Origin of the sequence: Pseudomonas sp. PDM10 (genome assembly GCF_014852295.1) — a bacterium.
GTDB lineage: Bacteria > Pseudomonadota > Gammaproteobacteria > Pseudomonadales > Pseudomonadaceae > Aquipseudomonas.
Genome location: NZ_JACVBJ010000007.1, coordinates 130,025 through 143,945 on the forward strand (window position 1 = coordinate 130,025; position 13,921 = coordinate 143,945).

A 13,921-nucleotide genomic window follows, 5' to 3' on the forward strand; every position below is an offset into this window, starting at 1 on the left:
TTTGCTTGTCGTTTACTTATTTTGACGCTTCAACCACGCCACTCTGACGATGCTTGAGATTCTTGTCGGACTTGTACTGCAAGGCTACAGACGGCACGTTCGTGCCCCTGCCGGTTTCAACCCAGCTGCGAATACGGCTGGCATCGGCAAAATGCGTGTACTTGCCAAAGGCGTCGAGGATCACCAGCGCAACCGGGCGATTGCCCATGCTGGTGACCAGGACCAGGCAGTGACCTGCCTCGTTGGTGAAGCCGGTTTTCGTCAGCTTGATGTCCCAGTTCGGCTTGTTGACCAAATGGTCGGTGTTACGGAAACCCAGGCTGTAGTTGGGTTTGCGGAACGAGACGGTTTTTTCCTTGGTCGTACTCAGCTCAGTCAACAGTGGGTACTTGTGCGCAGCGATCAGCAGTTTGCTCAGGTCGCGGGCCGTGGACACGTTGCGAGGGGAGAGGCCGGTGGGTTCGACAAAGTGCGTGCTGGTCATGCCCAGTGCTTTCGCTTTGGCATTCATTGCGGCAATGAACGCGACGTAGCCACCCGGATAATGATGGGCCAGGCTCGCGGCAGCGCGGTTTTCCGAGGACATCAGGGCAATCAGCAGCATTTCCCTGCGCGGCATTTCGCTGTTGAGTTTGACCCGGGAAAACACACCTTTCATTTCCGGGGTGTCACTGATGTTGATGTTGATGAATTCGTCCATGTTCTGTCTGGCTTCAACCACGACCAGGCCGGTCATCAGTTTGCTGACGGACGCGATTGGCACCACCACGTCAGGATTGCTGGCATAGATGACTTTATTGGTCTGCAGATCCATCAGCAATGCGCTGCCGGAGGCGATCTTCAGTGATGACGTATCTCGCGGTGCCGAAGTGGTGTCGGCAGCGTTGGCTATTGGCGTGGTGAAAGTCCCTGTAAATGCAAAAAATAGGCTCAGGATGGAAAGACGGATTTTCACGCTGGCAGACTCGTTAGGTGTGGATAAGCCGTTTTGTAACGGGTTGTTTCTTTAAAAACGACGCATTTTAGGAGTATGAGCTACGAAAGCGCTAGCTGCCTGTATGGCGAGTGCTTTATATGAAAAAAATGAGGTGAAGGTGTGGGAGGGAGATACTTATGCCAGGTTTAGTCTCAGGCAATGTGGGTGCCTGAGAGATTGTGGGTGGGTTTTGTGTTCAGCGCCCTTTGGTCTGATTCCGCTTGGGCACAAGCATTCCGACCTCCTGCTGATAGCGCTGGTATACCTCTCCAAGTGAATCGACCAGGTCTTTTTCTTCCAGATGCGCGCCGATCAGGATGTAACTGGTACTGAGTATCGCAAACAGAAGATGCCCGGCGGTCATTTCGGGCGTCGCCCAGAATGCAATCAGGAAGCCTGCGTACAAGGGATGGCGGACAAGTTTGTAGAGCCATGGCGATTTGAAGGTGGGCTTTTCGGGGATCCGCTTGCGCCAGGCATCAAGCGCTTGCTTCACACCGAATAGCTCAAAGTGGCTGATCAGGAAGGTTGCCAATAGCGCGATGCCCCACCCTAGCCAGAACAGTGAGATGAGCAGCCCTTTGCCCCACGGCGATTCGGCGTTCCAGATGGGCGTTGCGATAGGCTGCCAAAGCACAAACAACAAGGTGAGCACCAGGCAACTGGAAAGTACGTAGGTAGCGCGCTCGAGCGTGGCGGGGATGAACCTCATCCACCATCGCTTGAAGTTTTTTCGCGCCATGCCACTGTGTTGTACGGCGAACAACGTGATCAGAATGGCATCAACCAGTACCGCCAGAGGCCATGTGATGCCGGGTCCTGAATTGATATCTTTGGGGACTCCGATACCTGCGAGAAATCCGATCAGATAGAGAACGGTCAGCAGGAAAAACAGGTAGCAGCAGAGGCTGTAAAGCAAGCCGGCCAGTTTTCCAGAGAAAACGAAAAAAGGATGTCCAGTTAGGTTAGGAGGTTTCATGCGTGATGCCTTCCAGGCTTTGCGCGTACTTCCCGATTCGCGTCTACGGTTTATGAGGATGTTTCGAGTATCAGTCTAGGACGGTATGGGCTGTTCGCTGCTTCTCTGACCTGCAGTCTTTAAGAGGGCATTACTTGAGCTGCGTCTGAAAACAGGAAACCCCGCCAATGGCGGGGTTTCCTGTGTGTTCGATTGCCGGTGGAATCAGCTGTGCAGTGTCTCTGCTGCGTACAATGTATTTTCTAGCAGGCAAGCGCGAGTCATCGGGCCAACGCCACCCGGGACTGGGGTGATCCAGCCGGCGCGGGGCAGGGCGGTGTCGTAGATCACGTCACCGACCAGTTTGCCGTCTTCCTGGCGATTGATGCCAACGTCGATCACGATCGCGCCTTCCTTGATCCACTCGCCTTTGACGAGGCCCGGCTTGCCGGCAGCGACGACAACCAGATCGGCGCGACCGACGTGGCCTGCCAGATCCTTGGTGAAGCGGTGGGTGACGGTCACGGTGCAGCCGGCCAGCAGCAATTCCATTGCCATCGGGCGGCCAACAATGTTGGAGGCCCCGACAACCACTGCGTCCATCCCGTAGAGATCGACACCGGTGCTTTCCAGCAACGTCATGATGCCTTTAGGGGTGCACGGGCGCAGCAGCGGAATACGCTGGGCGAGGCGACCGACGTTATAAGGGTGGAAACCGTCGACGTCCTTGTCTGGACGAATGCGCTCCAGCAATTTGGATGCGTCCAGGTGTTCGGGTAAAGGAAGCTGAAGCAGAACGCCGTCAATTGCCGGGTCGTCGTTCAGGCGATCGATCAGATCGGTCAGTGCTTCTTGAGTGGTTTCGGAAGGCAGGTCGTAGGCTTGGGAAATGAAGCCGACCTCTTCACAGTCTTTACGCTTGTGCGAGACATAAACCTGAGAGGCGGGATCGCTGCCGACCAGGATCACCGCGAGGCCGGGCGTGCGCAGACCTTGCTGGCGACGCTCGTTGACGCGTTTGGCGATCTGCTGGCGCAGGCTGGCGGCGATCGATTTGCCGTCGATTAGTTGTGCAGTCATTGCGCGTGATTAACCATCGAGAGGGGAAAAAAAGAGAACGCATTCTCGCATGTCATGAGGTGAGGGCAAAGGCGCTTGGTCTGCAAATTCCCCTAACCCCTTTAATTAAATGAATTTTTTTTAAAAAAGAGTTGACGACCTTCAGGGTCACCTATAACATTCGTCGCACTTGTCGGGCACAGCCTAGCACTGGTTAAGAAGGTCGAGCAGAGTTGATGTTTAATTCGGTGAGACTGAAAGCACTTAGTTTGTAATCGTCCAAGAATACAGATTAACAAGGCGCCCGTAGCTCAGCTGGATAGAGCATCCGCCTTCTAAGCGGATGGTCGCAGGTTCGAGTCCTGCCGGGTGCGCCATTAGGCAGCTTTGGCACAAGTAACGCAACATGGCAATATGGTGGGCGTAGCTCAGTTGGTAGAGCACGGGATTGTGACTCCCGTTGTCGAGGGTTCGATCCCCTTCGTCCACCCCATATTTAGAAAGGCGCCAGATTAACAGTCTGGCGCCTTTGCTTTAAAAGCTTGATGCGGATGTGGTGGAATTGGTAGACACACTGGATTTAGGTTCCAGCGCCGCAAGGTGTGAGAGTTCGAGTCTCTCCGTCCGCACCATTACAAACAGCTATTTAATAGCAGAAAACGGCGCAGCACCTGAAAAGGGCTGCGCCGTTTTTGTTTTAGAAGTCTGAATTTTCAAAGCGGCCGCAGGTTCTGGGTCGAGAGGGTGGCTCGGATCGTCGGATTTATGTTTCTCGATGATGCTGATTCGCCCGTTGGTCCCCTTGTGGGGTCGACTGTCAGGGATGGATTGCCGATGCCTTCTATATATAGAAGGATTGGTGCAGAGCCCTGGCATGATTGGCTGTATTTGCTAACAGGGCGAGGCACAACCGTTTGTCCCCGCCTATAAATTGCCTGCTGCTTTTTTACCCGTTTTCAGTAGGGTGACTTCTTGAGTTTGACCCACTAGAATGCATGCCCTTGATTCTGGGGTCGGAAACGGCCGGCTAACGTCTGTGCAACGAGGAATATCCATGCAAGTTTCTGTTGAAAATACTTCTGCTCTTGAGCGCCGCATGAGCATCACCGTGCCGGCTGAGCGCATCGAGACTCAGGTCAACAAGCGTCTGCAGCAGACTGCCCAAAAGGCCAAGATTGCTGGCTTCCGTCCAGGCAAAGTGCCAATGAGTGAAATCAAGCGCCGTTTTGGTGCTGATGCACGTCAGGAAGCGGTCGGCGACGTGATCCAGTCCTCTTTCTACGAAGCTGTCGTTGAGCAGAAGCTGAACCCGGCTGGCGCTCCTTCGATCGAGCCGAAATCGCTGGAAGCCGGCAAAGATCTGGAATACGTCGCGATTTTCGAAGTGTTCCCTGAGTTCACCGTTGCCGGTTTCGAAGGTATCGCGGTTGAGCGCCTGAGCGCTGACGTGGCTGATGCCGATCTGGACAAAATGCTGGAAGTGCTGCGCAAGCAGAACACCCGTTTTGAAGTAGCCGATCGCGCTGCTCAAAACGAAGACCAGCTGAACATCGATTTCGTTGGCAAGGTCGACGGTGAAGTGTTCGCTGGCGGTTCCGCCAAAGGTACTCAGCTGATTCTGGGTTCCGGCCGCATGATCCCTGGTTTTGAAGACGGTCTGGTTGGCGCTAAAGCCGGCGAAGAGCGCGTTCTGAACCTGACCTTCCCAGAGGACTATCAGAACCTCGACCTGGCAGGCAAAGCCGCTGAGTTCACCGTAACCGTGAACACTGTTTCCGAGCCAAAACTGCCAGAACTGACCGAAGAATTCTTCGCTCAATTCGGCATCAAGGAAACGGGCCTGGAAGGCTTCCGCACCGAAGTTCGCAAGAACATGGAGCGTGAACTGCGTCAGGCGATCAAATCCAAGGTCAAGAATCAGGTAATGGACGGTCTGCTGGCCACCAACCCGATCGAAGTGCCTAAGGCTCTGCTGTCCAACGAAGTTGACCGTCTGCGCGTGCAGGCTGTTCAGCAGTTCGGTGGCAACATCAAGCCTGAGCAACTGCCGGCCGAGCTGTTCGAAGAGCAAGCCAAGCGCCGTGTTGTGCTGGGTCTGATCGTGGCTGAAGTGGTCAAGCAATTCGACCTCAAGCCTGACGAAGCCCGCGTTCGTGAAATGATTCAGGAAATGGCTTCGGCTTACCAGGAGCCTGAGCAGGTTGTGTCTTGGTACTACAAGAACGACCAGCAACTGAACGAAGTTCGTTCGGTTGTGCTGGAAGAACAAGTTGTGGATACTGTTCTGCAGAAAGCTAGCGTGACCGACAAATCGGTCTCTTACGAAGAAGCAGTCAAGCCGGTAGAAGCTCCACAAGCCGACTGATCGTTTTTGCGGTAAGAAGTACACACCATAAGCCAGCCTTCGTGCTGGCTTATGCGTATTCAAGACATAACTATTTGGGAGTGACTGCAGAGCATGTTCCGTAATTCGTATATTCAGCAGAACTCTGATATCCAGGCCGCAGGCGGCCTGGTCCCGATGGTTGTCGAGCAATCTGCTCGTGGCGAGCGCGCCTATGACATCTACTCGCGCCTTCTCAAGGAACGAGTGATCTTTCTGGTTGGTCCGGTAGAGGACTACATGGCCAACCTGATCTGTGCGCAACTGCTGTTCCTTGAAGCGGAAAACCCGGACAAGGACATCCATCTCTATATCAACTCCCCGGGCGGTTCGGTGACGGCGGGCATGTCGATCTATGACACCATGCAGTTCATCAAGCCAAACGTGTCGACTACCTGTATCGGTCAAGCGTGCAGCATGGGTGCGTTCCTGTTGACGGCCGGTGCTGCTGGCAAGCGTTACTGCCTGCCGAACTCGCGTGTGATGATTCACCAGCCACTGGGCGGTTTCCAGGGTCAGGCTTCGGACATCGAAATCCATGCCAAGGAAATCCTCTTCATTCGTGAGCGTCTCAACACGCTGATGGCCAAGCATAGCGGGCACACTCTTGAAGAAATCGAGCGCGATACCAACCGCGATAATTTCATGAGTGCAGAAGCAGCGCGTGAGTACGGGTTGATCGATGAAGTGATCAGTCAGCGCCCCGCTTAAAATAAGCAGCTCAAAATAGGCTTGGTCGGCGCGTCCGACACCAGCGGGCTTGAAAAAGCCCGCAATAGCCTTCATCTTGTGTTGCAAGCCTATCGGATTTGGATCGAACGAATGACTGACACCCGCAACGGCGAGGACAACGGCAAGCTGCTCTATTGCTCCTTCTGTGGCAAAAGCCAGCATGAAGTGCGCAAATTGATTGCCGGCCCCTCGGTCTTTATCTGCGACGAGTGCGTCGACCTGTGCAATGACATCATCCGTGAGGAGGTGCAGGAAGCCCAGGCCGAAAGCAGCGCGCATAAATTGCCTTCGCCTAAAGAAATCAGCGGCATCCTTGATCAGTACGTGATTGGTCAGGAGCGTGCGAAAAAGGTACTGGCCGTAGCGGTGTACAACCACTACAAGCGCCTGAACCAGCGTGACAAAAAGAATGACGATGTCGAACTCGGCAAGAGCAACATCTTGCTGATCGGCCCGACAGGCTCGGGTAAAACCCTGCTTGCCGAAACACTGGCCCGCTTGCTGAACGTTCCGTTCACCATCGCCGACGCAACCACCCTCACCGAGGCAGGTTACGTGGGTGAGGATGTCGAAAACATCATTCAGAAGCTGCTGCAGAAGTGCGATTACGACGTAGAAAAGGCCCAGATGGGCATTGTCTACATCGATGAGATCGACAAGATCTCGCGCAAATCTGACAACCCGTCGATCACCCGGGACGTTTCCGGTGAAGGCGTGCAGCAGGCCCTGCTCAAGTTGATCGAAGGCACGGTCGCTTCCGTTCCGCCTCAAGGTGGTCGCAAGCATCCGCAGCAGGAATTCCTTCAGGTCGACACCCGTAACATCCTGTTCATCTGCGGTGGTGCGTTCTCCGGTCTGGAAAAGGTTATTCAAAACCGTTCCACCAAGGGCGGTATCGGTTTCAACGCGGAAGTGCGCAGCAAGGAAGAAGGCAAGAAAGTCGGTGAGTCCCTGCGTGAAGTCGAGCCTGACGATCTGGTCAAGTTCGGTCTGATCCCGGAGTTCGTCGGTCGTCTGCCGGTACTTGCCACGCTGGACGAGCTTGATGAGGCTGCGCTGATGCAGATTCTCACCGAGCCGAAAAATGCCCTGACCAAACAGTATGCCAAGCTGTTCGAGATGGAAGGTGTGGACCTGGAATTCCGGGCCGACGCTCTGAAATCGGTCGCTAAACGTGCCCTGGAACGCAAAACCGGTGCCCGTGGATTGCGTTCGATTCTCGAAGGTGTACTGCTCGACACTATGTATGAAATTCCCTCGCAGTCCGAGGTGAGTAAAGTAGTGATCGACGAAAGCGTTATAGAAGGCAAGTCCAAGCCACTGTATATCTACGAAAACAGTGAGCCGGCTGCCAAGGCAGCGCCAGACGCCTAAGCGTCACGCTGCTGGAATAAAGAAGGGGCCTTCGGGCCCCTTTGCTTTTTGCGCGTTTTAACACCTTCTTTAAGCTTGTTTTTTTTGAAGGTAGCCCCCATCTTGGTTTCAAGCTCACTTCCATCTGTTTACGGCCTTATGGCCGCCGTAGAGGCGAAATCATGAAGACAACCATCGAATTGCCTCTCCTGCCATTGCGTGATGTTGTGGTTTATCCGCACATGGTTATCCCGCTGTTCGTGGGGCGTGAGAAATCCATCGAAGCCCTCGAGGCAGCGATGACGGGCGACAAGCAGATCCTTCTGCTGGCTCAGAGAAACCCTGCTGACGACGATCCCGGTGAAGAAGCACTTTATCGCGTAGGTACCATTGCGACCGTTCTACAGCTGCTCAAGCTGCCTGACGGCACGGTCAAGGTTTTGGTCGAAGGTGAGCAGCGGGGCGCCGTTGAGCGTTTCAGCGAAGTGGACGGCCACTGCCGTGCCGAAGTCTCATTGATCGACGAAGTCGACGCGCCAGAGCGTGAGTCGGAAGTGTTCGTTCGCAGCCTGCTGGCTCAGTTCGAACAATATGTGCAGTTGGGCAAGAAAGTCCCGGCTGAAGTCCTGTCGTCGCTCAACAGCATCGACGAACCAGGTCGCCTGGTCGACACCATGGCCGCACACATGGCCCTGAAGATCGAGCAGAAGCAGGAAATCCTCGAAATCATCGATTTGTCGGCCCGGGTCGAGCACGTTCTGGCGTTGCTGGATGCCGAGATCGACCTGCTGCAAGTCGAAAAACGCATTCGCGGTCGCGTCAAAAAACAAATGGAGCGCAGCCAGCGCGAGTACTACCTGAATGAGCAGATGAAGGCCATTCAGAAAGAGCTCGGCGACAGCGACGAAGGCCACAACGAAATCGAAGAGCTGAAAAAGCGCATCGATGCCGCCGGTCTGCCGAAAGACGCCTTGGCCAAAGCCCAGGGTGAACTGAACAAGTTAAAGCAAATGTCGCCAATGTCTGCCGAAGCGACCGTGGTGCGCTCGTATATTGACTGGCTGGTTCAGGTGCCGTGGAAGGCGCAGAGCAAAGTGCGCCTGGACCTGGCGCGCGCAGAAGACATTCTCGATGCAGACCACTATGGTCTGGAAGAAGTCAAAGAGCGGATCCTCGAATACCTCGCCGTGCAAAAACGTGTGAAGAAAATTCGTGGTCCGGTGTTGTGCCTGGTCGGTCCTCCCGGGGTGGGTAAAACCTCTCTGGCGGAGTCGATTGCTCACGCCACCAATCGCAAATTCGTGCGCATGGCCCTCGGTGGCGTGCGTGATGAAGCGGAAATTCGTGGTCATCGCCGTACTTATATCGGTTCGATGCCAGGAAGATTGATTCAAAAGATGACAAAAGTGGGCGTCCGTAACCCGCTGTTCCTGCTCGATGAAATCGACAAAATGGGCAGCGACATGCGCGGCGATCCGGCGTCGGCGTTGCTGGAAGTGCTCGACCCTGAGCAGAACCACAACTTCAACGATCACTATCTGGAAGTCGACTACGACCTGTCCGATGTGATGTTCCTTTGCACCTCGAACTCCATGAACATTCCACCCGCCTTGCTGGACCGGATGGAAGTGATTCGTCTGCCGGGTTACACCGAAGACGAAAAAATCAACATCGCCGTCAAATACCTTTCGCCAAAGCAGATTACTGCCAACGGTTTGAAAAAAGGCGAGCTGGAATTCGACGCCGAAGCGATCCGCGACATCATCCGCTACTACACCCGCGAAGCCGGTGTACGTGGGCTGGAGCGCCAGATTGCCAAGGTTTGCCGCAAGGCGGTCAAAGAGCATGCAATGGAAAAACGCTTCTCGGTGAAGGTCACTGCCGAGATGCTGGAACACTTCCTGGGTGTACGCAAATTCCGCTACGGACTGGCTGAATCGCAGGATCAGATCGGTCAGGTTACCGGGCTGGCGTGGACTCAAGTGGGCGGTGAATTGCTGACCATCGAAGCCGCCGTCGTACCGGGTAAGGGCCAGTTGATCAAGACCGGTTCCCTGGGTGACGTCATGGTCGAATCGATCACTGCGGCCCTGACCGTTGTTCGCAGTCGTGCGAAGAGCCTGGGGATTCCCCTGGACTTCCACGAGAAGCGCGACACGCACATCCACATGCCGGAAGGGGCGACCCCGAAGGACGGCCCTAGCGCCGGTGTGGGCATGTGCACGGCTCTGGTGTCGGCATTGACCGGGATCCCTGTGCGCGCGGACGTCGCCATGACTGGCGAAATTACGCTGCGTGGTCAGGTGCTGGCGATTGGCGGCTTGAAAGAAAAACTGCTCGCTGCTCACCGTGGCGGAATCAAGACGGTGATCATTCCTGAAGAGAACGTACGCGATCTGAAGGAAATTCCTGACAATATCAAGCAAGATCTGCAGATTAAACCGGTTAAATGGATTGACGAGGTCCTGCAAATTGCGCTGCAATACGCGCCGGAGCCCTTGCCAGATGTCGCTCCAGAGATAGTCGCCAAGGATGAAAAACGCGAGTCTGACTCTAAGGAAAGAATTAGCACGCATTAGTACGCATTTGCCTGGGTGGCTTGTTGACAGCTTTTTAGAGCCCTTGTTATAAAGCGGCTCTTAAGTGTCTGTAGGCCATTCAGCACTCGTTTTTGCTTTCACCAAAAAACTTAGAATCATACTCAAATAGATATAAGGGGACTTAGAGTGAACAAGTCGGAACTGATTGATGCTATCGCTGCATCCGCTGATATCCCGAAAGCTGCTGCTGGCCGTGCGCTGGACGCTGTAATCGAATCCGTCACTGGCGCTCTCAAGGCTGGCGACTCTGTTGTTCTGGTTGGTTTCGGTACCTTCTCCGTCACTGATCGTCCAGCTCGCATTGGTCGTAACCCACAGACCGGTAAGACGCTGGAAATCGCAGCAGCCAAAAAACCAGGTTTCAAAGCCGGTAAAGCACTGAAAGAAGCTGTCAACTAAGTTCGATTCAGGTTTTTGCCTATCCGGGTCGGGGTCATGCCTGACCTGGCAGCGGAGCGGTAGTCCAGTCGGCAAGTCGTCGATCCGAGACGCCGAGGCTCGCAAGTTCGAGTCATCGGTCCGCTCCGCCAGTTACGAGAAGGCGCATCCTCGGATGCGCCTTTCTTCTATCCGGATTCTACCCACGCTCCACGGTTGCCTAATTTTGAAGTTCAACCGTTTCTGGGGGACGCATGCTGCAGAATATCAGGGACAATTCACAAGGCTGGATTGCCAAGACCATTATCGGGGTCATCGTTGCACTGATGGCTTTGACCGGTTTCGACGCCATCTTCAAGGCCACGACGCACCAAAATGATGCGGCTAAGGTCAATGGCGAAGAAATCAGCCAGAACGAGCTGAGCCAGGCGGTCGATATGCAACGCCGTCAGCTCATGCAACAGCTGGGCAAGGATTTCGATGCTTCCTTGCTCGACGAAAAAATGCTGCGCGAATCGGCCCTCAAAGGCCTGATCGATCGCAAGCTGCTGCTGCAAGGCGCAGAAAACTCGAAATTCGCTTTCTCCGAAGCTGCTTTGGACCAGGTGATCCTGCAAACGCCTGAATTCCAGGTTGATGGCAAGTTCAGCCCTGAGCGTTTCGACCAGGTTATTCGCCAACTCGGCTACAGCCGCATGCAATTCCGCCAGATGCTGGCTCAGGAAATGCTGATCGGTCAGCTGCGCACGGGTCTGGCAGGTAGTGGTTTTGTCACCGACGCACAGGTTCTGGCATTCGCCCGTCTGGAAAAACAGACCCGCGATTTCGCCTCCCTGAACGTCAAGGTTGACCCGGCGGCTGTGAAGCTGACGGACGATGAAGTCAAAGCCTACTACGACGAACACGCCAAGGAGTTCATGACCCCGGATCAGGTGGTCATCGATTACCTGGAGTTGAAGAAGGCTTCCTTCTTTGATCAGGTCAGCGTCAAGGATGAAGACCTGCAAGCGGCGTATCAGAAAGAAACCGCGAACCTGTCGGAACAACGCCGGGCCGCGCACATTCTGATCGAAGTGAACGACAAGGTGACCGAGGCGCAAGCCAAGGCCAAGATCGAAGAGATCCAGGCACGTCTGGCAAAAGGCGAGAAGTTCGAAGCCCTGGCCAAGGAGTTCTCCCAGGATCCTGGTTCGGCGAACAACGGCGGTGACCTCGGCTATGCCGGTCCTGGCGTCTACGATCCAGCCTTCGAAACAGCGCTGTATGCGTTGGCCAAGGATCAGGTCTCGGCACCGGTCCGCACTGACTTCGGTTTCCACCTGATCAAGCTGTTGGGTGTCGAAGCACCTGAAGTGCCGACGTTCGCCAGCCTGAAAGACAAGCTGACCCGTGAACTGAAAACCCAGCAGGTCGAGCAGCGTTTCGTCGAGGCGACCAAGCAACTGGAAGACTCGTCGTTCGAAGCCTCCGATCTGGCTCAGCCGGCGCAGGACCTGAAGCTCACTGTTCATACGTCCAAACCGTTCGGCCGCGAAGGTGGTGAAGGTATTGCGGCCAACCGTGCCGTGGTCACTGCTGCGTTCAGCCCTGAAGTGCTGGATGAGGGTGCCAACAGCACCGCCATCGAGCTCGATCCGGAAACCGTGATCGTGCTGCGCGCCAAGGAGCACCTGAAGCCTGCGCAACTGCCGCTGGAAAGCGTCGCTGCAAGTATTCGCGTGCAATTGACCAAGGAGCACGCCAGTGCTGCCGCCAAGACCAAGGCTGAAGAGCTGATCGCCAGCCTGCGCGATGGCAAGACTGCGCTGGACAAACCGATCGACGGTCAGAGCTGGAAAGTGACCCAGGCAGCTACTCGTGGCCAGGAAGGGGTTGACCCAACCGTGCTGCAGGCGCTGTTCCGCATGCCGAAGCCCGCCGCCAAGGACAAACCGACCTTCAGCAACGTGACCCTGGCCGATGGTAGCCTGGTGATTGTGCGTCTGAACGGCGTGAACGAAGCGGCTGCGCCGACCGAAGAAGAGAAGGCTCAATACCGTCGCTTCCTCGCTTCGCGCATTGGCCAGCAAGACTTTGCGGCCTACCGCAAACTGCTGGAAAGCCAGGCTGAGATCAAACGCTTCTGATGCCTGACTGAGTTTTGCGCTGCACAAAGACCCCGGCCGAAAGGCTGGGGTTTTTTATGGGTGAAACGAAAGCCGCGCGGGTTACCCGTCGCCTGAGTATTTACCGTGCGACTTTTTCCTGTAAATGACAGTCAGTAGACTTGTACCTGTTTTAAGACACTAATCGATACTCCGCTAAGCATCGATCTGTTGCACAATACGCCCCGGACCGTTTTCCTCAGGATGTTCAATGTTTAAATCAATTCCCATGCGTGTTGCAGGGCTGGCGTTGGTGCTGGCCGCCGCGGCCGGTTGCTCGTCGAAGAAAGCCCCTATCTACGAGCATGAGAACTTCGATGACTCTGGAACGTTTTCGCGCAGTTACCCGGTGACTGATGCGCAGACGTGCGAAGCCGCCCGTCGGGCCTTGCTCAGCCAGGGCTACATCATCACCAGCGCTGACCCGAAACTGGTCAGCGGACACAAAAGCTTCCAGCAGACCGGCGAGACCCACATGGAGATCAGCTTCAGTGTGGTCTGTGCCGATGACGGCAGTGAGGGGCACCACGCGACCATGTTCGCCAACGCCCTGCAGGATCGTTATGCGCTGAAGAAGACCAACAACTCCGCCAGCGTTGGTGTGGGCGTGCTGGGTTCTGTGTCGATGCCGATCGGTTCGTCCGACGACTCGATGGTCAAGGTTGCCAGCGAAACCGTATCGTCGCCCAAGTTCTACGAGCGTTTCTTCACCCTGGTCGAGTTGTTCCTGCCGCCGGAAGCGAAAAAGGCCGCGCACATCAAGGATAAGCCGAAACCCGATCTCGGCGTGCCTGAAGCCAAGGCCGCACCGGCTCCGTTGGCGCCGTCTGCGGCACAACCTGCACCGGCGCCTGCCGAAGGTGCTCCAGCAGCCTCTGAGCCTATAGCTCCACCGCCTGAAGCCGCTCCGATTGCTCCGGCCGGGAACGCCGAGCCGGCATCGACCACGGAAACGGTCACTCCGCCGCCCCAATCAAGCCTGCCTCCACCCAGCGAGCCTATTTCGGCCATTCCTGTATCAGGCGAGTAATCGTGCTCTGACGCTGCGGGATCAGGTCGGACGACACCGATCCCGCAGCGGCGCTTTTAAATTGACCCGCGTCAACCCAGGCTGTTGTCCTACGGCCCGTATCGAAAAAATCCTGTGATAAATTCCTGACCGCCTGCTACGTTTTATTAAGTAGCTGCTGAGCGACGTGCCTGCGTCATTTTTCTTTCACGTGGGCACTTTATGCTCGGGGCGCTGGTCATTTATTCAGGCGTTTTTTTCAACGAGCTGTGGGGGATTCAAAATGGACGAATATCAAGAAGAGCTGCTCGAGTATCAGGCGTTTGAAC

General features: G+C 55.4%; 10 protein-coding genes and 3 tRNA genes. 10 read left to right on the plus strand and 3 right to left on the minus strand.

All coding sequences use genetic code 11. The features are described 5' to 3' along the window. Positions 1 to 16: 16 nt before the first annotated feature. From pbpG to folD, 3 genes are all read right to left on the minus strand, one after another. Positions 17 to 955 carry a D-alanyl-D-alanine endopeptidase gene (pbpG, locus tag IB252_RS23780; RefSeq protein WP_192410465.1) on the minus strand — a complete coding sequence of 313 codons (939 nt, stop codon included), beginning with the start codon at positions 953 to 955 and terminating at the stop codon, positions 17 to 19. Positions 956 to 1,172: 217 nt separating this feature from the next. Further along, positions 1,173 to 1,955 carry a methanethiol S-methyltransferase gene (gene mddA, locus IB252_RS23785; protein WP_192410466.1) on the minus strand — a complete coding sequence of 261 codons (783 nt, stop codon included), beginning with the start codon at positions 1,953 to 1,955 and terminating at the stop codon, positions 1,173 to 1,175. Positions 1,956 to 2,159: 204 nt separating this feature from the next. After that, positions 2,160 to 3,014, minus strand: coding sequence for a bifunctional methylenetetrahydrofolate dehydrogenase/methenyltetrahydrofolate cyclohydrolase FolD (gene folD / locus IB252_RS23790; protein WP_008148421.1), 855 nt, complete (start codon positions 3,012 to 3,014; stop codon positions 2,160 to 2,162). A 279-nt stretch (positions 3,015 to 3,293) separates the two neighbouring features. On the opposite strand from folD, the gene IB252_RS23795 reads away from it, so the two are divergent. From IB252_RS23795 to IB252_RS23840, 10 genes are all read left to right on the plus strand, one after another. After that, positions 3,294 to 3,370: transfer RNA gene (locus IB252_RS23795), tRNA-Arg, on the plus strand. A 40-nt stretch (positions 3,371 to 3,410) separates the two neighbouring features. Next, positions 3,411 to 3,486 (plus strand) — tRNA-His (locus tag IB252_RS23800). A 54-nt stretch (positions 3,487 to 3,540) separates the two neighbouring features. Then, a tRNA-Leu gene (locus IB252_RS23805) sits at positions 3,541 to 3,625 on the plus strand. A 422-nt stretch (positions 3,626 to 4,047) separates the two neighbouring features. Further along, positions 4,048 to 5,358: a trigger factor gene (gene tig / locus IB252_RS23810; protein ID WP_192410467.1), complete on the plus strand. Its 1,311-nt coding sequence runs from the start codon at positions 4,048 to 4,050 to the stop codon at positions 5,356 to 5,358. 93 nt (positions 5,359 to 5,451) lie between these two features. Next, on the plus strand, positions 5,452 to 6,087 hold the full coding sequence (gene clpP, locus IB252_RS23815; protein WP_033057292.1) for an ATP-dependent Clp endopeptidase proteolytic subunit ClpP: 636 nt from the start codon (positions 5,452 to 5,454) through the stop codon (positions 6,085 to 6,087). A gap of 111 nt (positions 6,088 to 6,198) precedes the next feature. Beyond that, entirely contained in the window at positions 6,199 to 7,482 is a 1,284-nt protein-coding gene (gene clpX, locus IB252_RS23820; RefSeq protein WP_007946893.1) for an ATP-dependent Clp protease ATP-binding subunit ClpX, read from the plus strand. A gap of 161 nt (positions 7,483 to 7,643) precedes the next feature. Continuing rightward, positions 7,644 to 10,040 carry an endopeptidase La gene (lon, locus tag IB252_RS23825; protein WP_008148424.1) on the plus strand — a complete coding sequence of 799 codons (2,397 nt, stop codon included), beginning with the start codon at positions 7,644 to 7,646 and terminating at the stop codon, positions 10,038 to 10,040. A 147-nt stretch (positions 10,041 to 10,187) separates the two neighbouring features. Next, positions 10,188 to 10,460: an HU family DNA-binding protein gene (locus tag IB252_RS23830; RefSeq protein ID WP_002552737.1), complete on the plus strand. Its 273-nt coding sequence runs from the start codon at positions 10,188 to 10,190 to the stop codon at positions 10,458 to 10,460. A 233-nt stretch (positions 10,461 to 10,693) separates the two neighbouring features. After that, a complete protein-coding gene (locus IB252_RS23835) occupies positions 10,694 to 12,565 on the plus strand; it encodes a SurA N-terminal domain-containing protein (protein ID WP_192410468.1) in 1,872 nt (623 codons plus the stop codon). A gap of 229 nt (positions 12,566 to 12,794) precedes the next feature. After that, a complete protein-coding gene (locus IB252_RS23840) occupies positions 12,795 to 13,613 on the plus strand; it encodes a DUF2242 domain-containing protein (protein WP_192410469.1) in 819 nt (272 codons plus the stop codon). Positions 13,614 to 13,921: the final 308 nt, after the last annotated feature.

Coding starts and splice junctions, on each gene's coding strand:
- mddA (WP_192410466.1), bottom strand. CDS start 1,955: ATGAAACCTCCTAACCTAACTGGACATCCTTTTTTCGTTTTCTCTGGA.
- folD (WP_008148421.1), bottom strand. CDS start 3,014: ATGACTGCACAACTAATCGACGGCAAATCGATCGCCGCCAGCCTGCGC.
- tig (WP_192410467.1), top strand. CDS start 4,048: ATGCAAGTTTCTGTTGAAAATACTTCTGCTCTTGAGCGCCGCATGAGC.
- clpP (WP_033057292.1), top strand. CDS start 5,452: ATGTTCCGTAATTCGTATATTCAGCAGAACTCTGATATCCAGGCCGCA.
- clpX (WP_007946893.1), top strand. CDS start 6,199: ATGACTGACACCCGCAACGGCGAGGACAACGGCAAGCTGCTCTATTGC.
- lon (WP_008148424.1), top strand. CDS start 7,644: ATGAAGACAACCATCGAATTGCCTCTCCTGCCATTGCGTGATGTTGTG.
- IB252_RS23835 (WP_192410468.1), top strand. CDS start 10,694: ATGCTGCAGAATATCAGGGACAATTCACAAGGCTGGATTGCCAAGACC.
- IB252_RS23840 (WP_192410469.1), top strand. CDS start 12,795: ATGTTTAAATCAATTCCCATGCGTGTTGCAGGGCTGGCGTTGGTGCTG.